The following is a 23,283-nucleotide window of genomic DNA, read 5'->3' as shown; positions in this document are numbered from 1 at the left end:
TTAATCCCTTGAGTGACATGGCGAAAAACCTGATTCTCTGGTTGGTCATCGCAGTCGTGTTGATGTCCGTATTCCAGAGCTTTGGGCCCAGCGAGTCGAATGGCCGTAGGGTGGATTATTCAACCTTTTTGACTGAAGTGAATCAGGATCAGGTCCGTGAGGCGCGCATCAACGGGCGCGAGATCAATGTTGTCAAAAAAGACAGCAGCCGTTATACCACGTACATCCCTGTCAACGATCCTAAACTGCTGGATAACCTTCTGACCAAAAATGTAAAAGTAGTTGGTGAGCCACCGGAAGAGCCGAGCCTGTTGGCTTCAATCTTCATTTCCTGGTTCCCAATGCTGTTGCTGATTGGCGTCTGGATTTTCTTCATGCGCCAGATGCAGGGCGGGGGCGGCAAAGGCGCGATGTCTTTCGGCAAAAGCAAGGCGCGGATGCTGACCGAAGATCAGATCAAAACCACGTTCGCCGATGTGGCGGGCTGTGATGAAGCCAAAGAAGAAGTTGCCGAGCTGGTTGAGTACCTGCGTGAGCCAAGCCGTTTTCAAAAGCTGGGCGGGAAAATTCCGAAAGGCGTACTGATGGTTGGCCCGCCGGGGACCGGTAAAACGTTACTGGCGAAGGCCATCGCAGGTGAAGCCAAGGTGCCGTTTTTCACCATTTCCGGTTCCGACTTTGTGGAAATGTTTGTCGGTGTCGGTGCATCTCGCGTACGAGACATGTTTGAACAGGCCAAGAAAGCGGCGCCTTGTATCATCTTTATCGATGAAATCGATGCCGTGGGTCGGCAGCGTGGCGCTGGCTTGGGCGGTGGTCATGATGAGCGCGAACAAACGTTGAACCAGATGCTGGTTGAAATGGATGGTTTCGAGGGCAATGAAGGTATCATCGTAATTGCTGCGACCAACCGTCCCGACGTGCTGGACCCGGCACTGTTGCGTCCAGGCCGTTTTGACCGTCAGGTAGTGGTCGGTCTGCCGGATGTACGTGGTCGTGAACAGATTCTGAAAGTTCATATGCGCCGCGTACCGCTGTCGCCGGATATTGATGCTTCCGTTATCGCGCGCGGTACGCCGGGCTTTTCCGGCGCGGATTTGGCTAACCTGGTGAACGAGGCGGCATTGTTTGCGGCTCGCGGCAACCGTCGCGTCGTCTCGATGGTGGAATTCGAGAAGGCCAAGGACAAAATCATGATGGGGGCGGAACGCCGCTCTATGGTGATGACTGAAGCTCAGAAAGAGTCTACGGCTTATCACGAGGCCGGCCATGCCATTATCGGCCGCCTGGTGCCAGAACACGATCCGGTGCACAAGGTGACAATCATCCCGCGCGGCCGTGCTTTGGGTGTGACGTTCTTCCTGCCTGAAGGGGATGCGATTAGCGCCAGCCGTCAGAAATTGGAAAGCCAGATTTCTACGCTGTACGGTGGTCGTCTGGCCGAAGAGATCATCTACGGGTCGGAACATGTTTCTACCGGCGCGTCCAATGATATTAAAGTGGCGACGTCGATTGCGCGTAACATGGTGACGCAGTGGGGCTTCTCGGAAAAACTGGGGCCATTGCTGTATGCGGAAGAGGAAGGCGAAGTATTCCTCGGCCGCTCTGTTGCTAAAGCCAAACATATGTCGGATGAAACCGCGCGTATCATCGATCAGGAAGTGAAAGCACTGATCGAACGTAACTATCAACGTGCTCGTGAATTGCTGATGGCGAATATGGACATTCTGCATTCAATGAAGGACGCGCTGATGAAGTACGAAACGATTGATGCGCCGCAAATTGACGATTTGATGTCACGTAAAGATGTTCGCCCACCGGCAGGCTGGGAAGAACCGACTCCAGGCAATAATTCGTCTTCGTCTGATAATGGCGGAGCGCCTAAAGCGCCGACGGCGGTAGATGAACCTCATGCGTCAACGCCTGGCAATACCATGCCTGGGCCTTTGAACGACAAGTAACGAAACACTTGTTGTGACGGCCTCAATGGGCTGCATAATCCCTTCCAACCCCGGCTTGCCGGGGTTTTTTACTCCAAAAGCGAGAACAACAAGATAGAGTTGAGAGACAAAACATGAAATTGAACGCTCGCGGATTGACGTTGGATCTCTCTTGTCCCCAGGTTATGGGGATCCTGAATGTAACCCCTGACTCCTTTTCCGATGGGGGAAAGCACAATACCCTGAACGCCGCGTTGATCCATGCTGAACAGATGATCTCCGCGGGTGCGACTTTTATCGATGTTGGTGGCGAATCGACCCGTCCTGGGGCTGATGAAGTCAGTATCGAGGAGGAGTTGGACCGTGTTGTACCGGTGGTAGAAGCATTAGCGCAACGTTTTGAAGTCTGGATTTCAGTCGACACTTCCAAACCTGAAGTGATTACCGCCAGTGCGCAAGCTGGCGCACATCTGATCAATGATATTCGAGCGCTGAGAGAACCGGGAGCGTTAGAGGCGGCGGCGGCAACAGGTTTGCCTGTGTGTTTGATGCATATGCAGGGATTGCCAAAAACCATGCAACAGACGCCGCATTATGACGATGTTGTGGGTGAGGTCATGGCATTTTTTGAGCATCATATCGCCCGTTGTGTGGCTGCAGGTATACCGCGCGAACAGTTATTGCTGGACCCTGGGTTCGGGTTCGGCAAGAATTTACAGCACAATTATCGACTGTTGGGGCATCTGGAGATATTACATCGCTGCGGTTTACCGCTGCTGGTTGGTATGTCCAGAAAAACCATGCTCGGGCAATTGCTGGGCGTTCCGCCGCTTGAGCGAGTTTACGGCAGCGTGGCGTGTGCGGTCATTGCCGCCATGAAAGGGGCCCATATTATCCGCGTCCATGATGTGAAGGCGACGGTGGATGCGATACGTGTAGTCGAAGCAACTCTATCAGCAAAGGAATAACAACAATTATGAGTAGCCGCAAATATTTTGGCACTGACGGTATTCGGGGCAAGGTCGGCGATCTGCCGATTACACCTGATTTTGTACTGAAATTGGGTTGGGCGGCCGGTAAGGTTCTGGCTCGCCACGGTTCCAGAAAGATTATCATCGGCAAAGATACGCGTATCTCCGGCTATATGTTGGAGTCTGCACTTGAAGCCGGCTTGGCTGCTGCGGGGTTGTCCGCATCGTTTACCGGCCCAATGCCAACCCCGGCTGTGGCATATTTGACCCGCACTTTCCGCGCTGAGGCCGGGATCGTTATTTCGGCTTCACATAATCCTTACTACGATAACGGCATCAAGTTCTTTTCGATTGACGGCACCAAGCTGCCGGACGAAGTAGAAGAGGCGATCGAAGCGGAAATGGAAAAACCACTGACCTGTGTGGAATCCGCCGAATTAGGCCGTGCAAGTCGTATCGTCGATGCCGCCGGCCGTTATATTGAATTTTGTAAAGGCACGTTCCCCAGTGAACTGAGCCTCAATGGCCTTAAAATCGTGGTGGATTGTGCCAATGGTGCGACTTATCACATTGCGCCCAGTGTGTTGAGAGAGTTGGGCGCAAGGGTGATAACGATAGGGTGTGAGCCTGATGGCATGAACATCAATGAGCAATGCGGCGCTACCGATGTTACCCAACTGCAGGCGCGAGTCCTGTCTGAAAAAGCCGACGTGGGTCTGGCGTTTGATGGCGATGGTGACCGCCTGATTATGGTTGATCACCAAGGGAATAGGGTGGATGGTGATCAAATCCTGTATATCATTGCTCGGGAAGCCTTGCGTCAAGGGCAACTTCGTGGTGGTGCTGTTGGTACGCTGATGAGCAATATGGGGCTTGAAGTTGCATTAAAACAGCTCGGCGTGCCGTTTGCCCGCGCTAAAGTGGGTGACCGCTATGTTCTTGAACTGATGCAGTCAAAGGGATGGCGTTTGGGGGCGGAAAACTCAGGCCACGTGATTCTGCTGGATAAAACCACGACTGGTGATGGCATTATCGCAGGTTTACAGGTGCTGACCGCAATGGTTCGTAATCACATGAGCCTGCATGATCTGTGCAGCGGTATGAAACTCTTCCCGCAAATATTGGTGAATGTTCACTTCTCCGGTGAGGGTGACCCGCTGGAAAGCGACGCAGTTAAACAGGCGACTCTGGATGTGGAAGCACAACTGGCCGGCCGAGGTCGGGTGCTGCTGCGTAAATCGGGTACGGAGCCGTTAATCCGCGTGATGGTGGAAGGGGAAGATGAGGCTACCGTTACACAGATGGCTAACCACATCGCCGATGCAGTAAAAGCAGCGGGCTAAGCGGCGCCGCGACAGACCGAAGCGGTGGTAAGGGAGTAGACGCTTGCCACCGTGGTAGCAAGCGTGTGAACCACTGTGTAATCAGTATTTTCCGGTCTGTTTTTCCAAGGCGCTGTTTTTTTCCTCAATCGGTTAATGAGCGTCAAATTACCCTTGCGTACATTCGAGGCTTTAGTTAGTATTCAGACCCGCTTTATAGGGGATGTTGTTCATCCTATTGCGGATAATCGCGGGTAAACCGCAAGAATTAGCGATGCCTTGCCGAAGGGTGGGGATAAATAACGGGTACGACTATGTACGAAGCTCTTCTGGTAATTTTCCTGCTGGTAGCGATTGGCCTTGTTGGTCTTATCATGCTGCAGCAAGGTAAAGGTGCAGATATGGGAGCGTCGTTCGGAGCAGGTGCTTCCGCTACGCTGTTTGGTTCTAGCGGATCCGGCAATTTCATGACCCGAATGACGGCGCTGTTTGCCACGCTGTTTTTCGTACTCAGCCTGATTCTGGGAAATATGAGTTCTGACCACAGCAAAAAAGGCAGTGGCTGGGACAACCTGAGTCAGCTTGTTGCGCCTGAAAAAGCTGAGCAGTCTAAAGCGCCAGCTGCACCGTCAAGCGATATTCCTAAATAATCGCAGACGTTTCATCAGCATCAAAAATGCTGATGATAAAAACAAATTGTGATGCCGAGGTGGTGGAATTGGTAGACACGCTACCTTGAGGTGGTAGTGCCCGATTGGGCTTACGGGTTCAAGTCCCGTCCTCGGTACCAATCCTATAGATAACTTGCATTTTTGCGGTTGTCAGCGTAGTATTTGCCACGTTTTCGGACGCGGGGTGGAGCAGCTTGGTAGCTCGTCGGGCTCATAACCCGAAGGTCGTCGGTTCAAATCCGGCCCCCGCAACCACTTAACTTCCCAGAAAAGTTTTTTTTCAAATAAACTGTATCGTATCAAACGCGTTGTTTACGGTGGATTCTGAAAGAATACTTGATGGTAGTTATGCCGCAGTTTTTTGCGGTAAATAGGGTCCAGTTGCATAAAGCCCCGATATATCGGGGTTTTTTGTTATCTGACAGCAGAATTACTGGGCTATTAAGCCCTTTTTTTATGTCTTGGGGGTGGACTTGTCCACATTAGAACAAAAGTTAACAGAGATGATTTCGGCACCTGTTGAAGCCCTTGGCTATGAGCTGGTGGGCATTGAGTTCATCCGGGGACGCCAGTCGACACTGCGTATCTATATTGATAGTGAAGATGGTATCACTGTTGATGATTGTGCTGATGTTAGCCACCAGGTCAGTGCGGTACTGGATGTTGAGGATCCTATATCCGTTGCCTATAACCTGGAAGTGTCGTCACCGGGTTTGGACCGGCCGCTTTTTACTGCTGCACATTACGCGCATTTTGTGGGTGAAGAAGTGAGCTTGGTGCTGCGTATGGCGGTGCAGAATCGCCGTAAGTGGCAAGGTATTATCAAGTCCGTTGAAGGCGAGATGATCACCGTAACAGTGGATGGCAAAGAGGAAGTGTTCGCGCTGAGCAATATCCAGAAGGCGAACCTGGTACCCCACTTTTAAAGTTTGGATGAGGCAACTAGGATGAATAAAGAGATTCTGGCTGTTGTTGAAGCGGTTTCCAATGAAAAGGCCGTGCCGCGCGAAAAGATTTTTGAAGCGCTTGAAACTGCACTGGCGACAGCGACCAAGAAAAAATACGAGCAGGAAATCGATGTTCGTGTTTGCATCGACCGTAAAACCGGTGATTTCGATACCTTCCGCCGTTGGCAGGTCGTCAACGAAGTGACCCAGCCAACACGTGAAATCACGCTGGAAGCGGCGCAGTTCGAAGAACCGAGTATTGATCTGGGCGGTTACATCGAAGATCAGATAGAATCCGTGACTTTCGACCGCATTACCACGCAAACTGCCAAGCAGGTTATCGTGCAGAAAGTGCGCGAAGCCGAGCGTGCGATGGTGGTTGATCAATTCCGTGAACAGGAAGGTGAAATCGTTACCGGCGTCGTTAAGAAAGTTAACCGCGATAACATCACCCTGGACTTGGGCAGCAATGCCGAAGCGGTGATCGGCCGTGAAGATATGCTGCCGCGTGAGAATTTCCGCCCAGGCGACCGTATTCGCGGCGTGCTGTACGCGGTACGTCCGGAAGCGCGCGGCGCACAGTTGTTTGTGAGCCGTTCCCGCCCTGAAATGCTGATTGAACTGTTTCGCATCGAAGTGCCGGAAATCGGTGAAGAAGTCATTGAGATCAAAGCCGCTGCCCGCGATCCGGGTTCCCGCGCTAAAATCGCGGTTAAAACCAACGATAAGCGTATCGACCCGGTGGGTGCATGTGTAGGGATGCGCGGCGCGCGCGTTCAGGCGGTATCCAGCGAGCTGGGCGGCGAGCGTATCGATATCGTCCTGTGGGATGATAATCCGGCACAGTTCGTGATTAATGCCATGGCTCCGGCTGATGTGGCATCCATCGTGGTCGATGAAGACAAACACACCATGGATATCGCGGTTGAGGCCGGTAATCTGGCTCAGGCCATCGGCCGTAATGGTCAGAACGTGCGTCTGGCTTCCCAACTGAGCGGCTGGGAACTGAACGTGATGACCATTGAGGACTTGCAGGCTAAGCATCAGGCTGAAGCCCATGCTGCCATCGATATTTTCACCAAACATCTGGACATTGACGAAGAATTCGCCACAGCACTGGTTGAAGAAGGCTTCTCTTCATTGGAAGAGTTGGCTTATGTGCCCATCAATGAGTTGCAGGAGATCGATGGGTTGGATGAAGAAACCATCGAAGCGTTGCGCGAGCGCGCAAAAGCAGCGCTGACGACGCTGGCGCTGGCTAACGAAGAGAACCGTGGCAACGGTCAGCCGGCAGAAGATTTGCTCAATTTATCTGGTCTGTCTCGTGAGCTGGCGTTTAAACTAGCAGCTCGCGGTGTTTGCACGCTGGAAGATCTTGCTGAGCAGGGCGTCGATGACCTGGCAGATATCGAAGGGCTTGATGAAGAACAAGCCGGTGAGCTGATTATGGCTGCGCGTAATATCTGTTGGTTTGGTGGCAGTAACGAATAACGAACTGTAGCAGGAAAGGAACAGCATGACAGATGTAACCCTGAAATCACTGGCCGCAGAGATCCAGACGCCGGTTGACCGCCTGATACAGCAGTTTGCTGACGCGGGGATCACCAAGTCTGCGTCGGACTCTGTGACTCAGAGCGAAAAAGAAACACTACTGGCGCACCTGAACCGCGAACGCGGCGGTGCGCCAGGGAAATTGACATTGCAGCGTAAGACACGTAGCACGTTAAATATTCCCAGCACCGGTGGTAAGAGCAAATCGGTGCAGATCGAAGTCCGCAAGAAACGCACCTATGTAAAACGCGATCCTCACGAAGAGCAGCAAGCTGTGGCGGAGGAAGAGCAGGCACGGCGTGAAGCGGAAGAACAGGCACAGCGCGCAGCTGAGGAACAAGCCAAACGCGAGGCTGAAGAAAAAGCCAAGCGTGAGGAAGAAGAGAAGGCAAAACGCGCCGTTGCTGAAGAGCAAGCCAAACGTGAGGCCGCCGAAAAAGCTAAGCGTGACGTAGCGGAAAAAGAGAAAGTGAGCAATCAACAAAACGATAGTATGACTAAACCAGCTCAGGCTGAGAAAGCGCGTCGCGAAGCGGAAGCGGCTGAACTCAAGCGTAAGGCGGAAGAAGCGGCTCGTCGTAAGGTCGAGGAAGACGCTCGTCGTATCGCTGAAGAAGCTCGACGGATGGCAGAAGAAAATGCCGGACGCTGGGAAAAAGAAGGCAGCGAAACAACCGAAGACGCCGATTATCACGTAACCACCTCTCATCATGCGCGTGAAGCGGAAGATGAGAACGACCGCCAGGTCGAAGGTGGTCGCGGTCGCGGTCGCGGCAGCAAAGTGGCTAAACAGAAGAAAGGCAATCGCCTGTCTGAATCGAAAGCTGATCGTGAGGAAGCCCGTGCGGTGACTCGCGGCGGCAAAGGCAAGCGTAAGCCGAGTACGTTGCAGCAAGGCTTTAATAAGCCGGTGCAGGCGGTCAACCGTGACGTCATGATTGGCGAAACCATTACCGTAGCCGAGCTGGCCAACAAAATGGCGGTCAAAGGTTCTCAGGTCATCAAAACGATGATGAAACTGGGTGCGATGGCGACCATCAACCAGGTTATCGATCAGGAAACCGCTCAACTGGTCGCGGAAGAAATGGGTCATAAAGTGATCCTGCGCCGTGAAAACGAGCTGGAAGAAGCGGTAATGAGCGACCGTGATACCGGTCTGTCCTCCGAATCCGAGTCACGTGCGCCGGTAGTCACCATCATGGGTCACGTTGACCATGGTAAGACCTCATTGCTGGACTACATTCGTTCAACCAAAGTGGCGGCAGGCGAAGCGGGTGGTATTACCCAGCATATCGGTGCCTACCATGTTGAAACGGATAACGGCATGATTACCTTCCTGGATACCCCAGGTCATGCTGCGTTTACCGCTATGCGTGCTCGTGGTGCTCAGGCGACCGATATCGTGGTACTGGTTGTTGCCGCGGATGACGGCGTGATGCCGCAGACGATTGAAGCTATTCAGCACGCCAAAGCGGCCAAAGTGCCGGTGGTTGTGGCTGTTAACAAAATCGATAAACCCGAAGCTGATCCGGATCGCGTTAAAAACGAACTCTCTCAGTACGGTATTATGCCGGAAGAGTGGGGCGGCGAATCCCAGTTTGTACATGTATCCGCCAAAAGCGGCGCAGGCATCGACGAACTGCTGGAAGCTATCCTGCTGCAAGCCGAAGTTCTGGAACTGAAGGCCATTCACAGCGGCATGGCCAGCGGTGTGGTTATCGAATCCTTCCTGGACAAGGGCCGCGGCCCGGTTGCTACCGTGCTGGTGCGCGAAGGGACGTTGAACAAGGGCGACATCGTACTGTGTGGTTTTGAATACGGTCGTGTTCGTGCCATGCGTGACGAACTGGGTCGTGAAATTACCGAAGCGGGTCCGTCCATTCCGGTGGAAATTCTGGGTCTGTCCGGCGTACCGGCTGCCGGTGACGAAGCGACGGTCGTCCGCGACGAGAAGAAAGCCCGTGAAGTTGCGCTTTACCGTCAGGGTAAGTTCCGCGAAGTGAAACTGGCGCGTCAGCAGAAGTCCAAGCTGGAAAATATGTTCGCCAACATGAACGAAGGCGAAGTATCCGAACTGAACATCGTAATGAAAGCCGACGTTCAGGGCTCTGTGGAAGCGATTTCCGATTCGTTGCAGAAACTGTCTACCGACGAAGTCAAAGTCAAGATCGTGGGCTCCGGCGTGGGTGGGATCACCGAAACCGATGCCACGCTGGCTGCCGCATCCAATGCGATTATCCTTGGCTTTAACGTCCGTGCCGATGCTTCTGCCCGCCGTGTCGTTGAAGCGGAAAGTCTGGATCTGCGTTACTACTCCGTTATCTATGATTTGATCGACGAAGTGAAGCAGGCGATGAGCGGTATGCTGGCACCGGAATACAAGCAGGAAATTATCGGTCTGGCGGAAGTGCGCGATGTGTTCAAGTCACCGAAGTTTGGCGCGATTGCCGGCTGTATGGTGACCGAAGGGGTGGTGAAACGTCACAACCCGATTCGCGTGCTGCGTGACAACGTCGTTATCTTTGAAGGCGAGCTGGAGTCCCTGCGCCGCTTCAAGGACGATGTCAACGAAGTCCGCAACGGTATGGAATGTGGTATCGGCGTGAAGAATTACAACGATGTTCGCACCGGTGACATGATCGAAGTGTTTGAAACCATTGAGATCAAGCGCACCATCGAGTGATACGTGCAACAACGTACCTGATGTTTTCATGCTGGGGGGCCAAGTGCCCCCCAATTTTTCTTTGAGGATTCATCATGGCAAAAGAATTCAGCCGCACGCAGCGTGTGGCTCAGGAAATGCAAAAAGAAATCGCCATTATTATTCAGCGTGAAGTGAAAGATCCGCGTGTAGGTATGGCAACGGTATCCGGCGTAGAAGTGTCGCGCGATTTGGCTTACGCCAAAGTATTTGTGACCTTCTTGAATGACAACGAGCCGGAGCAGGTTAAAGCCGGCGTGAAGGCATTACAGGATGCGTCCGGTTTTATCCGTATGCTGTTGGGTAAAGCGATGCGCCTGCGTGTGGTGCCGGAACTGACCTTCTCCTATGACAATTCCCTGGTGGAAGGGATGCGGATGTCTAATCTGGTAACCAGCGTGGTTAAACGCGACGCCGAGCGTCGTGCTCCTGACGCAGATGATGAGCAGGAGGGGTAATGTCGCGTCCTCGCCGTCGTGGTCGGGATATCCACGGCGTTCTGCTGTTGGATAAACCACAAGGTGCATCTTCTAACGATGTACTGCAGAAGGTAAAGCGCCTCTTTAATGCCAATAAAGCCGGGCACACCGGTGCGCTGGACCCACTGGCAACCGGTATGCTGCCGGTATGTTTGGGTGAAGCGACCAAGTTTTCCCAATACCTGCTGGATGCGGATAAACGTTACCGGGTGATAGCCCGTCTGGGGCAACGAACCGATACGTCGGATGCAGACGGTAATGTGATTCAGGAACGTCCTGTTGCTTTTACCCATGATCTGCTGATGCAGGCGCTGGATAGTTTCCGCGGCGATACCCAGCAGGTGCCGTCAATGTATTCCGCTCTGAAATACCAGGGGCGCCCATTGTACGAATATGCCCGTCAGGGGCAGGTCGTGCCGCGGGAAGCGCGTAATATCACCGTTTATGAACTGCAGTTTATCCGCTGGGAAGCCGATGAGCTGGAACTGGAAATCCATTGCTCCAAAGGAACTTACATCCGTACCATCATTGATGATTTGGGTGAGAAGCTGGGGTGCGGCGCCCATGTGGTCTACCTGCGCCGGTTGCAGGTAGCGACGTATCCGCTTGAGCGGATGGTGACCCTGGAACAGTTGCAGGCGTTGCGTGAGCAGGCGGAAACTCAGGAACAACCAATCGGTGAATTGCTGGATGTATTATTGTTGCCGATGGATACCGCCGTGCAGGCATTTCCTGAAGTCAACCTATCGCCGGTAGTGGCGGGTTACCTCAAGCTGGGTCAGGCTGTGCGTGCTGCCGCAGCACCAGTTGATGGCATGGTACGCATCACCGAGGGCGATGAACACCGCTTTATCGGCATGGGTGAAATCGATGACGAAGGACGGGTGGCGCCGCGTCGTCTGGTCGTGGAAAACCCTGTGCCGACGAATGCCTGAGCGCCTTGCGCTTATATAGCGCTGAGAGTAAAATAGCGCGGCTTAAATCTTGGGCGGCTGAATTAGAGATCGGCGCCCGTTCTATCTATAATATTTTGGAGTAAATTATGTCTCTAAGCGTTGAAGCAAAAGCGAAAATTGTTGCGGAATTCGGTCGTGGTACCAATGACAGCGGTTCTACCGAAGTTCAGGTTGCTCTGCTGACTGCTCAGATTAATCATCTGCAGGGTCACTTTGCTGAGCACAAAAAAGATCACCACAGCCGCCGCGGTCTGCTGCGTATGGTTTCTCAGCGTCGTAAGCTGCTGGACTACCTGAAGCGTAAAGATCTGGCACGCTACACCGCCCTGATTGAACGTCTGGGTCTGCGTCGCTAATTCGACGAGTTTCGGGAGAAAGGGGCCTCTTTGGGCCCCTTTCTTCTAGGAAGTGCCGTCAAAACAGAGTAATGTATTGCCGTTGTGAATAGGATCCGTACTTACAGCGATTCGCGCGGCTAATGAGAGACTTTATTTGTTACTGTTGCGCCAGAATAAAGGCTGTCATTAGTCGCGAGGATGTAATGAGCGGATTCGGGTATTTAACTGGTGCGCCATATCAGGGATATGGTGTGCGCCTCTGGTAAAGGATAGTATTTTGCTAAATCCGATCGTTCGTAAATTCCAGTACGGCCAACATACCGTGACACTGGAAACCGGTATGATGGCCCGTCAGGCCACCGCCGCTGTGATGGTTAGCATGGATGACACCGCGGTATTCGTAACCGTTGTGGGTGCCAAACACGCTAAACCGGGGCAGGACTTTTTCCCGCTGACTGTTAACTATCAAGAGCGTACCTACGCGGCTGGCCGTATTCCTGGTGGTTTTTTCCGCCGTGAAGGCCGCCCGAGCGAAGGCGAAACGCTGATCTCCCGTTTGATTGACCGTCCGATTCGTCCGCTGTTCCCAGATGGTTTCGTTAACGAAGTCCAGGTTATTGCCACCGTGGTTTCCGTAAATCCGCAGGTTAACCCGGATATCGTTGCCATGATCGGTGCTTCTGCGGCGCTGAGCCTGTCGGGTATCCCGTTCAATGGCCCGATTGGTGCCGCTCGCGTTGGTTACATCAACGATCAGTACGTGCTGAACCCGACGACTGAAGAGCTGAAAACCAGCCGCCTGGACCTGGTAGTAGCAGGTACCGAAGGCGCGGTGCTGATGGTGGAATCCGAAGCGGATCTGCTGAGCGAAGATCAGATGCTGGGTGCGGTGGTATTTGGTCATGATCAGCAACAGATTGTTATCGAAAACATCAAGTCGCTGACGGCAGAAGCCGGCAAACCGAAGTGGAACTGGCAGGCACCGGACGTGAACGTCGAACTGCACAATCGTGTGCAGGCGCTGTCTGAAGCTCGTCTGGGCGACGCTTATCGCATCACTGAAAAACAAGAACGCTACGCGCAGGTTGATACCATCAAAGCTGACGTGGTTGCGGCCCTGCTGGCAGAAGATGAAACGCTGGACGAAAACGAACTGCGTGACATCCTCGGCAGCATCGAGAAGAACGTGGTACGTAGCCGTGTGCTGCGTGGCGAACCGCGTATCGACGGTCGCGAAAAAGACATGATCCGTGGTCTGGATGTACGTACCGGCGTGCTGCCGCGTACTCACGGCTCCGCGCTGTTCACCCGTGGTGAAACTCAGGCGCTGGTGACCGCGACGCTGGGTACTGAGCGTGATGCACAGACTATCGATGAGTTGACCGGCGAGCGTACCGATCGCTTCCTGCTGCACTACAACTTCCCTCCGTACTCCGTGGGTGAAACCGGTATGGTTGGGTCGCCGAAACGCCGCGAAATCGGTCACGGTCGTCTGGCTAAACGTGGCGTGCTGGCTGTTATGCCGAAACCGGAAGCCTTCCCGTACACCGTACGTGTTGTGTCTGAAATTACCGAATCCAACGGTTCTTCTTCCATGGCTTCCGTCTGTGGTGCTTCTCTGGCGCTGATGGATGCCGGCGTGCCGATCAAAGCCGCCGTTGCCGGTATCGCGATGGGTCTGGTGAAGGAAGGCGACAACTACGTTGTGCTGTCGGATATTCTGGGTGACGAAGACCACCTGGGCGATATGGACTTTAAAGTAGCCGGTAGCCGTGAAGGCGTGACCGCGCTGCAGATGGACATCAAAATCGAAGGTATTACCCGCGAAATCATGCAGGTGGCGCTGAACCAGGCCAAGGGTGCGCGTCTGCACATTCTGGGCGTGATGGAACAGGCTATCAGCACGCCGCGTGGCGATATCTCCGAATTCGCACCGCGTATTCACACCATCAAGATCAGCACCGACAAGATCAAAGATGTGATCGGTAAAGGCGGTTCTGTTATCCGTGCGCTGACCGAAGAAACCGGTACGACTATCGAGATCGAAGACGACGGTACGGTGAAGATAGCCTCGACCGACGGTGAAAAAGCCAAACACGCGATTCGCCGTATCGAAGAGATCACGGCTGAAATCGAAGTGGGCCGTATCTATCAGGGTAAAGTGACCCGTATCGTTGACTTTGGCGCTTTTGTTGCCATTGGCGGCGGCAAAGAAGGTCTGGTTCATATTTCTCAGATCGCCGACAAGCGTGTCGAGAAAGTGACTGACTACCTGCAGATGGGCCAGGAAGTGCCGGTTAAGGTGCTGGAAGTGGACCGTCAGGGTCGTGTCCGTTTGAGCATAAAAGAAGCAACCGCTCAACCTCAGGAAGCTGCTCCGGTTTCCGAGGCAGAATAATAACGGATAATCAATTGGCAGCTCCTTACAGTGTGAAGGAGCTGCGTGTATTATAAGGAACGGATATCCTTATGCTGAGCAGTCGGGGACAGGATGTTCATCCAATGTTTGTCTTCGGGAGTGGGAAATGAAGCCTTTCTTGCGCTGGTGTTATGTTGCGACAGCAATTATGCTGGCAGGATGCAGCAACACGGATTGGCGCAAAGATGCATTGCTGGCGGTTCCGTTGCAGCCTACGCTGCAGCAGGAAGTCATTCTGGCGCGCATGGAGCAAATCCTGGCGAGCCGGGCAATTACTCCCGATGAACGAGCACAGCTGTTATATGAGCGCGGAGTGCTGTATGATAGCCTCGGGTTACGGGCGTTGGCGCGAAATGATTTTTCACAAGCGCTTTCTATCCGACCCGATATGCCGGAAGTGTTTAACTATCTCGGCATTTACTTGACGCAGGCAGGCAATTTTGATGCTGCCTATGAAGCGTTTGATTCTGTATTAGAGCTTGATCCAACTTACAATTATGCGCGTTTGAATCGGGGCATCGCTTTGTACTACGGCGGTCGCTACCTGTTGGCGCAGGATGATCTGCTAGCGTTTTATCGCGACGATCCTAATGATCCTTTCCGTTCCCTGTGGCTTTATCTGGTGGAGAGAGAAATCAATCCCGAGAAGGCCAAACTGGCGTTGAAAGAACGCTACGAGGGCGCAAAGAAAGGTGTGTGGGGATGGACGATTGTCGAATTCTACTTGGGCAACATCAACGAAAAAGCGTTGATGCAGCGCATCCAGGAAGAAGCTAAGGATAACACTTCGCTCGCCGAGCATCTCAGTGAAACTGACTTCTATTTAGGTAAGCACTACCTAAGTCTGGGGGACAAGAACACCGCCGAGGCGTTGTTCAAGCTGACGGTTGCTAACAATGTTCACAATTTTGTTGAGCACCGCTATGCATTGTTGGAATTGGCGCAGTTAGGCCAAGAGCAAGACGACCTATCAGGATCGGACCAGCAATAGCTGACGAACACCTTTCAGCCAGAGATCATGACGATTTCTTCATCGCCTTAACGGGTGAGGCTTTTTTGTTCGCTTTTTAATCCAATTTGAGCCGGTTCACACTTTTCAATGAAAATGATTGAGTATTTTCTCGACAAGTTATGTAGACTGGCCGCCATTTTGAAGTGAGGCTAAGTTTACATGGCAGAGTTTGAAACCTCTTTTGCTAGCTTGGGGCTGTCTGCTCCTATTCTGAATGCACTGTCTGAGATGGGGTATGAAAAACCGTCCCCGATTCAGGCGGAATGTATTCCTCATCTGCTCAACGGGCGCGACGTACTGGGTATGGCGCAGACCGGGAGCGGCAAGACCGCGGCGTTTTCCCTGCCGCTGCTGAACAATATCAAGGCTGACCTGAAAGCACCGCAGTTGCTGGTGCTGGCACCGACTCGTGAGCTGGCGGTGCAGGTTGCAGAAGCCTGTAACGAATTTTCCAAACACATGCAGGGCGTCAATGTGGTCGCACTGTATGGCGGCCAGCGTTATGACGTGCAGTTGCGCGCGCTGCGTCAGGGACCGCAGGTTGTCGTCGGTACGCCGGGACGTCTGCTGGATCACCTGAAACGCGGTACGCTGGACCTGTCTAACCTGAGTGGTCTGGTGCTGGACGAAGCCGACGAAATGCTGCGTATGGGCTTCATCGAAGATGTAGAAAACATCATGGCGCAGATCCCGGCTGAGCATCAGACGGCGCTGTTCTCCGCTACCATGCCGGAGGCTATACGTCGCATTACCCGTCGTTTCATGAACGATCCGCAGGAAGTGCGTATTCAATCCAGCGTGACGACCCGCCCGGATATCAGCCAGAGCTACTGGACGGTATACGGTATGCGTAAAAACGAAGCGCTGATCCGTTTCCTGGAAGCGGAAGATTTTGATGCTGCGATCATCTTCGTGCGTACCAAAAACGCTACGCTGGAAGTGGCCGAAGCGCTGGAGCGCAGCGGTTATAACAGTGCCGCGCTGAACGGCGACATGAACCAGGCGCTGCGTGAGCAAACGCTGGAACGTCTGAAAGACGGTCGTCTGGATATTCTGATCGCGACCGACGTGGCCGCACGTGGTCTGGATGTTGATCGTATCAGCCTGGTGGTGAACTACGATATCCCGATGGATTCCGAATCCTACGTACACCGTATCGGCCGTACCGGTCGTGCCGGCCGCGCTGGCCGTGCGCTGTTGTTCGTAGAAAACCGTGAGCGCCGCCTGCTGCGTAATATCGAACGCACCATGAAGCTGACGATCCCGGAAGTCGATTTGCCGAACGCCGAACTGCTGGGCCAGCGTCGTCTGGCGAAGTTTGCCGCCAAAGTACAGCAACAGCTGGAAAGCAGTGATCTGGACATGTACCGTGCGCTGCTCGGCAAATTGCAGCCGCAGGAAGAGCTGGATATCGAAACGCTGGCTGCCGCACTGCTGAAAATGGCACAGGGCGAGCGTCCGCTGATTCTGCCGCCGGATCCGGTGGTTGAGCGCCGTCCGCGTCGTGAGTTCCGCGAACGTGATGATCGTTTCGAACGCCGTGGCGAGCGCAACGAGCGTGGCCCGCGTGGTGGTGATGAGCGTCCGGCTCGTCGTGAGCGCCGTGACGTGGGTGAAATGGATCTGTATCGGATCGAAGTGGGTCGTGACGATGGCGTAGAAGTGCGTCATATCGTGGGCGCGATTGCTAACGAAGGCGATATCAGCAGCCGTTACATTGGTAACATCAAACTGTTTGCTTCGCACTCCACTATCGAACTGCCGAAAGGGATGCCGGGAGACTTGCTGTCGCACTTTACTCGCACGCGTATTCTGAACAAGCCGATGAACATGCAACTGATGGGTGATGCCCAGCCGCATGAACGTCGCGAGCGTCGTGAAGGCGGTGAGCGCGGCGAACGTGGCGCCCGTGGATTCGGTGATCGCGCCGGCAGCGGCCGTGGTCGTCCGTTCAGCGGTGAGCGCCGCGAAGGTGGCGAGCGTCGCGGTAACCGCGACGGCCAGCGTGCTCCGCGTCGTTTCAACGATGCCTGATAACTTCTGGCGTTGAGTTGATATGAAACCAGCCTTCGGGCTGGTTTTTTTACGTCATCATTTCTTCGGTTACTGAATACGCGCTTCCCGCACGATTTCCGGTTGCAGTTGCGCTACCAGCTCAAACGAACGCAGCCGTGCCTGATGGTCGAATATCTGGCCGTTGATCATCAGCTCGTCTGCCTGAGTTTCCCGTAGTAAGGTTTGCAGGCCGTGGCGCACTTTGGCCGTATCACCTACGATAGCCAGCCGCAATGTCTGTTCCACGGCAAACTGCTCCGCGGCTGACCAGTACGTCTCCATCGATTCCACCGGTGCCGGCAGCGGCCCCGGCGTACCACGCCGCAGGTTGATAAACTGCTGCTGTAGCGAAGTAAGCAGGAAACGGGCGTCACGATCGCTGTCGGCGGCGACGACATTGACGCACACCATGGCGTACGGTTTCTCCAGTTGAGCGGATGGCCGGAAATTGTCGCGATAAAGCTGCAAAGCCTGCAACAGCATATCCGGTGCGAAATGGGCGGCGAAGGCAAACGGTAGCCCCATTGAAGCCGCTAACTGCGCGCTGTACAAGCTGGAACCTAACAGCCAAATTGGGACATTCAACCCCTGTCCCGGTACTGCCTGCACGGGCTGACCCGGCTGAGCTGGGGCGAAGTAGCGTTGAAGTTCCTGCACATCGTGGGGAAAATCGTCGATATCGGCATTCAGGTGGCGGCGTAATGCCTGCATGGTGCGTTGGTCGGTGCCGGGTGCGCGCCCCAGTCCCAGCTCGATACGGCCGGGATAGAGCGATTCGAGAGTCCCGAACTGTTCGGCAATCACTAGTGGCGCATGATTTGGCAGCATCACGCCGCCGGAGCCAAGCCGGATGCGCTGCGTTCCTGCGGCAAGGTAACCGATCAATACCGAGGTGGCCGCGCTGGCGATGCCGGTCATGTTGTGGTGTTCTGCCAGCCAGTAGCGCTGATATCCCCATTTTTCCGCATGTTGCGCCAGATCCAGAGAATGATGGAACGCATCGCGGGCCGTGTTGCCCTGCGGGATAGGGGCCAGATCGAGCAGCGAGAAAGGAATGGTAGCGGTCATAAGCGTCACTCATCAGGTTGAGGGGCCGACACATCAGCCCAAATAAACACGGATGAGATGTTACGCGATCTTAACAATTGGCAACGGACGATGCGTGCGCATCGCCCGATTGATTTAACTGACCAACTCCAGCCCGGCGACGCGTCGCCAGTAGCCGTTGCAATCCTGCTGATTTTCCAGCGTCAGCGGCTGTTCGCCGTGTTGATTCGCGCGGAAATGGTCGATCATCGCCAGCGTGTCCAATCCTTGCGGCGACAGCCGGACGATATCCACCAGCCCTTCCATAGAAGACTGGTCGTTAGCAAGGTTATAGCAGTAACCGCTCTGGGTCTGGATGCCGTTCAGTACAAACACCTGCTGATTTTCCTGCGACAACATCTGGCGCCCTTGTGGGTACTGGATGCAACAGGTTTCGCATTCGTCCTTGGGGCGATTTTCCGAACGGGCGGTAAAACAGCGTGCGGAATAGGCCAGCGGCAGGTGACCATAACTCAGCACTTCCACCTCAAACTGGCGGCGAAAACCGAGTTCATCGCATTGCGTCAGCAGGTCTTGCAGCCAGTCCCGCGACAGTTCTACCGGCATACACCAGCGCATCATGCCTTGTTTATGCAGGAGCCGCAGGGTATAGGCGTTATAACAATTGAGGGCATGACCCGCGACAAACGGCAGCCCGCGTTCCGCCGCCATATTGACCGCGCCCAAGTCGTTGGCTTCCAGCAGAAATTCGCCGTTCTCCACGTACTTTTTCAGTTCGGTCAGTTCGGACGGCGCCTGCAACAGCGCCAGCGTCGATATCACCACCTGTTTGCCGCCGGCGGCGACTTCACGTGCCAGTGTGAGCCAATCGCCGGCTTTCATCCCCCGGCGTTTGCTGCACACGGTTTCGCCCAGATAGACGATATCGGCGCTGCTGGCGGCCGCGGCCTGATAGAAGGTTTCAATGTCGGCTTTGGGCCAATAGTAGAGCAGCGCGCCCAGTGAATATTTCATGTTGTTGATGTCTCCTGACTACTGCCACTGGCGATGATAAGCACCCAGCGTGGTCTGTGTACCTTCGGCGACGGCACCCAGCGCCTCCATCCACTCGGCGGTGGGGGTAAAATGCGCCGGGTCGGCTTTACAGCGGTCTATCGCTTGTCGCCACACCTGGGTTACCTGGCTGACGTAGGCCGGGCTGCGCTGGCGGCCTTCGATTTTCACCGAGGCGATATTGGCCGCCATCAGTTCCGGCAGCAGTTCCAGCGTATTCAGGCTGGTGGGTTCCTCCAACGCGTGGTAACGCTGGCCATCCACCAGATAGCGGCCTTTGCACAAGGTCGGGTAACCGGCGTTTTCATTGTCCTGGTAGCGGTCTATCAGCACATCATTCAGCCGTGATTCCATGCCGTTTTTCGTTTGTTGCCAGCGCACGAAACGCGCCGGCGAGCAGGCGCCCACGGTATTGGGAGATTCACCGGTCAGGTAAGAAGACAGGTAACAGCGCCCCTCCGCCATGATGCACAGGCTACCGAAGGCGAACACTTCCAGCGGCACCGGGCTGGTGCGCGACAGCTGTTTGACCTGATGGATGGAGAGCACGCGCGGCAGCACGACGCGGGCGACATCGAAGTGGCGCTGATAAAAGCGAATGGCTTCCTCATTGGTGGCGGATGCCTGCACCGACACATGTCGCTCTACCGACGGATAACGCTCGGCGGCATATTCCAGCATCGCCAGATCCGCCAGAATCAGTGCGTCGGCACCAGCGGTTTGCACCGCCGTGTCTACCGCGCGTTGCCAGCGTTGATAGCCGTTCGGGTGGGCGAAGGTGTTGATGGCGATGTGCAGCTTGCGGCGATGGCGGTGCACGTAGTCGCTGGCGTCCTGCAATTTTTTATCGTTGAAGTTGAGGCCGGCGAAGTGGCGGGCATTGGTGTCGTCTTTCAGCCCGATGTACACCGCGTCGGCGCCATGATCGATGGCGGCTTTCAGTGCCGGCAGATTACCGGCGGGGCAAAGCAGTTCCATTCTTACGTCCTTTCATCACGGCCTGACGCAGCGGGCCGGTTTGCAATGAGAAAGAATCTTAGTGAACCCGGCTGCCATCAACTTTGATTTAAACCAGCATATCGAGGAATTGCTGGTGGTTACAGGTCGTGATTTAGCGCGGAACAGGCTAAATTTAAATGGTCACCTTCGGGTGACTTTCCCTCGGGTGTCGCCAGGCGACGTTAAAAAAACGCTTCCGGCATTTTTATTGATATAGACCCTTGCTGCCCGTTTCCCGTTCTGTGGCAGAATATTGACCTTATCGGTCTGGGCAGCATTGCTTTATGAGGAGTACGCCAGTGTTGGAAAAACTACGGGCGCAGATTGTGCGTCAGGGGCCGCGTTTACTGAGTAAGCCGTTAACGTTAACGCCTTTCTTCCTGCAACGCCGGGTGTTGGAGCAATTGCTGGGATGGCAGTTCCGTCAGGCGTTGGAAGAAGGTGAACTGGATTTTCTTGACGGGCGTTGGTTGCGAATCGAAGTGCGGGATATCGGTTTGCAGTGGTTTGTTACGCTGCGTGATAACCGGCTGGAGATCGGCCATAACGAGCTGGCGGACGTCAGTTTCAGCGCCGATGCCAACGATCTGATTTTGATCGCCGCCCGTCGTGAAGATCCGGACACGCTGTTTTTCCAGCGTCGCCTGCGCATTGAAGGCGATACCGAACTGGGGCTGTACGTTAAAAACCTGATGGATGCCATCGAGCTGGAAAATATGCCGGCGCCGTTGCGGGTTGCGTTGCTGCAACTGGCCGGATTCGTGGCAGCCGGTTTACAGGAGGGCGCGGAGCAGGCCAGCCCGCACGCGCCAGTATCATGTTGATTCGCGTTGAAATTCCGGTTGATGCGCCGGGGATCGATGCCCTGCTGCGACGCGCGTTTCCGACCAGCGCCGAGGCGGAGTTAGTGCATCAGTTGCGTGAAGACGGCCAATTGACGCTGGGGATCGTCGCGACTGACGACGAAGGCGGCGTGATAGCTTACGCGGCCTTCAGCCCGGTGACGCTGGGTGGCGAGGATTTGCAATGGGTGGCGCTGGCCCCGATGGCGGTGGATGAAAGCCATCGACGTCAGGGTATTGGCGAGCAGTTGGTGTATGCCGGGTTGGATGCACTTAACGAGTTCGGTTATACCGCCGTAGTCGTGCTGGGTAATCGTCATTACTACGCGCGTTTCGGCTTTGTGCCGGCGGCGGAGCAGCAGCTTTATTGCCGCTGGCTGGGGTGCGAGTCGGACTTTCAGGTTTACCCGCTGGCAGACAACCATTTTCAAGGCGCCAGCGGTTTGGTGGAGTACGCGGAACCGTTTAATCGTTTCTGAACAGTGGTTGAAAATCGGCAACTGTTGAAGGCTGGTGCTGCACCAGCCTTTCTTTTTGCATTTTGCTCAACTGCTTGACGCGGTATTCCCATTTCAGCGCCGTGGAGCGATCGCCTGCCACGCAGTGATACACCAGCGTCAGCGGCCCTTTACCACGTAATGCGCGCGCGCCTTTCCCGCTTTGGTGCTGTGCCAGCCGCCGCGTCACATCGGTAGTGATACCGGTATAAAGCAGCCCGCTGCCGGTACGCAGCAGATACAGGAACCATATTGCTCCGGTGTCTTTCACCGTTTTTCCCTCTGTATGTTCGAAGCGCCTATTTTACGGGGTTATGTCGGTGAAGGCAGCACGTAGCGGCGATATGGGGTGGTGGAGCGCGGTGGAGAAAACCGAAGTATTGATTTATCAATAATTTAGCGCCCTTTAATCACGTAAAAAAGCCGGTGGAATTTTTTAGCTCTTAAAAATCATTATAAAACAAGTATGTAATTTTAGAGTGTTCCCCGCGCCAGCGGGGATAAGCGCGGGTGTGCGATACCGGTACAATCCGGCGCGATGTTATGCACAGGGTTGTGATAATATTCACATTGATCGTGATTTATGTTGGTGTAATTTCTTTTCTGTGTGAATAAAACCACAATATAGCCGTAATCTCCGGGTGAAATAACGATACTCGCCGAAGAGACGACCTTGTGGCTGATTAGCGGGAGCCTTGTATGACTGATTTAACTGCGGCGGCGCAACGTGCGCTGGGACTGATGGATTTAACTACCCTGAATGATGACGATACCGATGAAAAGGTGACGGCCCTGTGCCGTCAGGCCAACAGCCCGGCGGGGAAAACCGCCGCCATCTGTATCTACCCGCGTTTTGTGCCGCTGGCGCGTAAGGTACTGCGCGAGCAGGGTACGCCGGATGTTCGTATCGCCACCGTGACCAATTTCCCGCACGGTAACGACGACATTGATATCGCGCTGGCGGAAACCAATGCGGCTATTGCCTATGGCGCCGATGAAGTGGACGTGGTGTTCCCCTATCGGGCGTTGATGGCGGGCAATCGTCAGGTCGGTTTCGAACTGGTGAAAGCCTGTAAGAGCGCGTGTGCGGCAGCCGGTGTGTTGCTGAAAGTGATCATTGAAACCGGTGAGCTGAAAACCGATGCGTTGATTCGTGAAGCCAGCGAGATTGCGATTGAGGCCGGGGCGGATTTCATCAAAACCTCTACCGGGAAAGTGGCGGTGAACGCCACGTTGCATTCGGCTGAGGTGATGTTGAGTGTGATCCGCGATAAAGGCGTGGGCGAGCAGGTTGGGTTTAAACCGGCCGGTGGCGTGCGTACCGCACAGGATGCCGCTGATTACCTGCAACTTGCCGACAGCATAATGGGTGCTGGCTGGGCGGATGCCCGTCATTTTCGTTTCGGCGCATCCGGCTTGCTCGGCAGCTTGCTGACCACGCTGGGGCACGCCGCCGGGCAGGCGCGCAGCGGCTACTGATGCG

Annotated in this window: 21 protein-coding genes and 2 tRNA genes; 19 read left to right on the top strand and 4 right to left on the bottom strand. The window is 54.5% G+C overall.

Annotation, left to right across the window (positions count from 1 at the left end; all coding sequences use genetic code 11):
• Positions 1–8: 8 nt before the first annotated feature.
• The 16 genes from ftsH to FDP13_RS13120 all read left to right on the top strand — a co-directional run bounded on the left by ftsH (position 9) and on the right by FDP13_RS13120 (position 17,341).
• Positions 9–1,961 carry an ATP-dependent zinc metalloprotease FtsH gene (ftsH, locus tag FDP13_RS13195; RefSeq protein WP_027713122.1) on the top strand — a complete coding sequence of 651 codons (1,953 nt, stop codon included), beginning with the start codon at positions 9–11 and terminating at the stop codon, positions 1,959–1,961.
• A gap of 113 nt (positions 1,962–2,074) precedes the next feature.
• The gene (folP, locus tag FDP13_RS13190) at positions 2,075–2,908 is read left to right on the top strand and encodes a dihydropteroate synthase (RefSeq protein WP_143839615.1); all 834 of its coding nucleotides are present in this window, start codon (positions 2,075–2,077) and stop codon (positions 2,906–2,908) included.
• 8 nt (positions 2,909–2,916) lie between these two features.
• The gene (glmM, locus tag FDP13_RS13185) at positions 2,917–4,254 is read left to right on the top strand and encodes a phosphoglucosamine mutase (RefSeq protein ID WP_033575762.1); all 1,338 of its coding nucleotides are present in this window, start codon (positions 2,917–2,919) and stop codon (positions 4,252–4,254) included.
• A gap of 293 nt (positions 4,255–4,547) precedes the next feature.
• Positions 4,548–4,883 carry a preprotein translocase subunit SecG gene (gene secG, locus FDP13_RS13180; protein ID WP_143839614.1) on the top strand — a complete coding sequence of 112 codons (336 nt, stop codon included), beginning with the start codon at positions 4,548–4,550 and terminating at the stop codon, positions 4,881–4,883.
• A gap of 53 nt (positions 4,884–4,936) precedes the next feature.
• A tRNA-Leu gene (locus FDP13_RS13175) sits at positions 4,937–5,023 on the top strand.
• 59 nt (positions 5,024–5,082) lie between these two features.
• Positions 5,083–5,159 (top strand) — tRNA-Met (locus tag FDP13_RS13170).
• A 218-nt stretch (positions 5,160–5,377) separates the two neighbouring features.
• A complete protein-coding gene (gene rimP, locus FDP13_RS13165; RefSeq protein ID WP_027713119.1) occupies positions 5,378–5,830 on the top strand; it encodes a ribosome maturation factor RimP in 453 nt (150 codons plus the stop codon).
• A gap of 21 nt (positions 5,831–5,851) precedes the next feature.
• Positions 5,852–7,342, top strand: a complete 1,491-nt coding sequence (nusA, locus tag FDP13_RS13160) for a transcription termination factor NusA (protein ID WP_012771124.1) — start codon at positions 5,852–5,854, stop codon at positions 7,340–7,342.
• Positions 7,343–7,367: 25 nt separating this feature from the next.
• Positions 7,368–10,085, top strand: coding sequence for a translation initiation factor IF-2 (infB, locus tag FDP13_RS13155; protein ID WP_012771123.1), 2,718 nt, complete (start codon positions 7,368–7,370; stop codon positions 10,083–10,085).
• Positions 10,086–10,159: 74 nt separating this feature from the next.
• The gene (gene rbfA, locus FDP13_RS13150) at positions 10,160–10,561 is read left to right on the top strand and encodes a 30S ribosome-binding factor RbfA (protein WP_012771122.1); all 402 of its coding nucleotides are present in this window, start codon (positions 10,160–10,162) and stop codon (positions 10,559–10,561) included.
• Positions 10,561–11,517 carry a tRNA pseudouridine(55) synthase TruB gene (truB, locus tag FDP13_RS13145; protein ID WP_012771121.1) on the top strand — a complete coding sequence of 319 codons (957 nt, stop codon included), beginning with the start codon at positions 10,561–10,563 and terminating at the stop codon, positions 11,515–11,517. The genes rbfA and truB overlap by 1 nt, the downstream gene beginning before the upstream one ends.
• 107 nt (positions 11,518–11,624) lie before the next feature.
• Complete coding sequence (gene rpsO, locus FDP13_RS13140) at positions 11,625–11,894, top strand: 30S ribosomal protein S15 (protein ID WP_143839613.1); 270 nt, start codon at positions 11,625–11,627, stop codon at positions 11,892–11,894.
• Positions 11,895–12,153: 259 nt separating this feature from the next.
• Positions 12,154–14,274, top strand: coding sequence for a polyribonucleotide nucleotidyltransferase (gene pnp / locus FDP13_RS13135; RefSeq protein ID WP_033575760.1), 2,121 nt, complete (start codon positions 12,154–12,156; stop codon positions 14,272–14,274).
• 127 nt (positions 14,275–14,401) lie between these two features.
• A complete protein-coding gene (gene nlpI, locus FDP13_RS13130) occupies positions 14,402–15,286 on the top strand; it encodes a lipoprotein NlpI (protein WP_012771118.1) in 885 nt (294 codons plus the stop codon).
• Between the two features lie 108 nt (positions 15,287–15,394).
• On the top strand, positions 15,395–15,454 hold the full coding sequence (gene yrbN, locus FDP13_RS21990; protein ID WP_107760761.1) for a protein YrbN: 60 nt from the start codon (positions 15,395–15,397) through the stop codon (positions 15,452–15,454).
• A gap of 12 nt (positions 15,455–15,466) precedes the next feature.
• Positions 15,467–17,341, top strand: a complete 1,875-nt coding sequence (locus FDP13_RS13120; protein ID WP_143839612.1) for a DEAD/DEAH family ATP-dependent RNA helicase — start codon at positions 15,467–15,469, stop codon at positions 17,339–17,341.
• Between the two features lie 69 nt (positions 17,342–17,410).
• Here FDP13_RS13120 and FDP13_RS13115 read toward each other — a convergent pair whose 3' ends face one another.
• The 3 genes from FDP13_RS13115 to FDP13_RS13105 form a co-directional block, all read right to left on the bottom strand.
• On the bottom strand, positions 17,411–18,430 hold the full coding sequence (locus tag FDP13_RS13115) for a luciferase-like monooxygenase (RefSeq protein ID WP_143839611.1): 1,020 nt from the start codon (positions 18,428–18,430) through the stop codon (positions 17,411–17,413).
• Positions 18,431–18,544: 114 nt separating this feature from the next.
• Positions 18,545–19,423 carry a U32 family peptidase gene (locus tag FDP13_RS13110; protein ID WP_012771115.1) on the bottom strand — a complete coding sequence of 293 codons (879 nt, stop codon included), beginning with the start codon at positions 19,421–19,423 and terminating at the stop codon, positions 18,545–18,547.
• An 18-nt stretch (positions 19,424–19,441) separates the two neighbouring features.
• Positions 19,442–20,440 carry a peptidase U32 family protein gene (locus FDP13_RS13105; protein ID WP_012771114.1) on the bottom strand — a complete coding sequence of 333 codons (999 nt, stop codon included), beginning with the start codon at positions 20,438–20,440 and terminating at the stop codon, positions 19,442–19,444.
• A 320-nt stretch (positions 20,441–20,760) separates the two neighbouring features.
• Here FDP13_RS13105 and FDP13_RS13100 point away from each other — a divergent pair, with 320 nt between their 5' ends.
• Positions 20,761–21,285, top strand: coding sequence for an SCP2 domain-containing protein (locus FDP13_RS13100; protein WP_012771113.1), 525 nt, complete (start codon positions 20,761–20,763; stop codon positions 21,283–21,285).
• Entirely contained in the window at positions 21,279–21,782 is a 504-nt protein-coding gene (locus FDP13_RS13095) for a GNAT family N-acetyltransferase (protein WP_012771112.1), read from the top strand. The genes FDP13_RS13100 and FDP13_RS13095 overlap by 7 nt, the downstream gene beginning before the upstream one ends.
• Here the strand turns inward: FDP13_RS13095 and FDP13_RS13090 are convergent.
• Positions 21,769–22,071, bottom strand: coding sequence for a GIY-YIG nuclease family protein (locus tag FDP13_RS13090; RefSeq protein WP_027713110.1), 303 nt, complete (start codon positions 22,069–22,071; stop codon positions 21,769–21,771). The genes FDP13_RS13095 and FDP13_RS13090 overlap by 14 nt on opposite strands.
• 428 nt (positions 22,072–22,499) lie before the next feature.
• Here FDP13_RS13090 and deoC point away from each other — a divergent pair, with 428 nt between their 5' ends.
• Positions 22,500–23,279 carry a deoxyribose-phosphate aldolase gene (gene deoC / locus FDP13_RS13085; protein WP_027713109.1) on the top strand — a complete coding sequence of 260 codons (780 nt, stop codon included), beginning with the start codon at positions 22,500–22,502 and terminating at the stop codon, positions 23,277–23,279.
• The last annotated feature ends 4 nt before the right edge of the window (positions 23,280–23,283 follow it).

The organism is Dickeya sp. ws52 (genome assembly GCF_007210685.1).
Lineage (GTDB): Bacteria > Pseudomonadota > Gammaproteobacteria > Enterobacterales > Enterobacteriaceae > Dickeya > Dickeya chrysanthemi.
The sequence above is the reverse complement of the archived record's forward strand: the minus strand, read 5'-3'. Positions and strand labels throughout refer to the sequence as shown.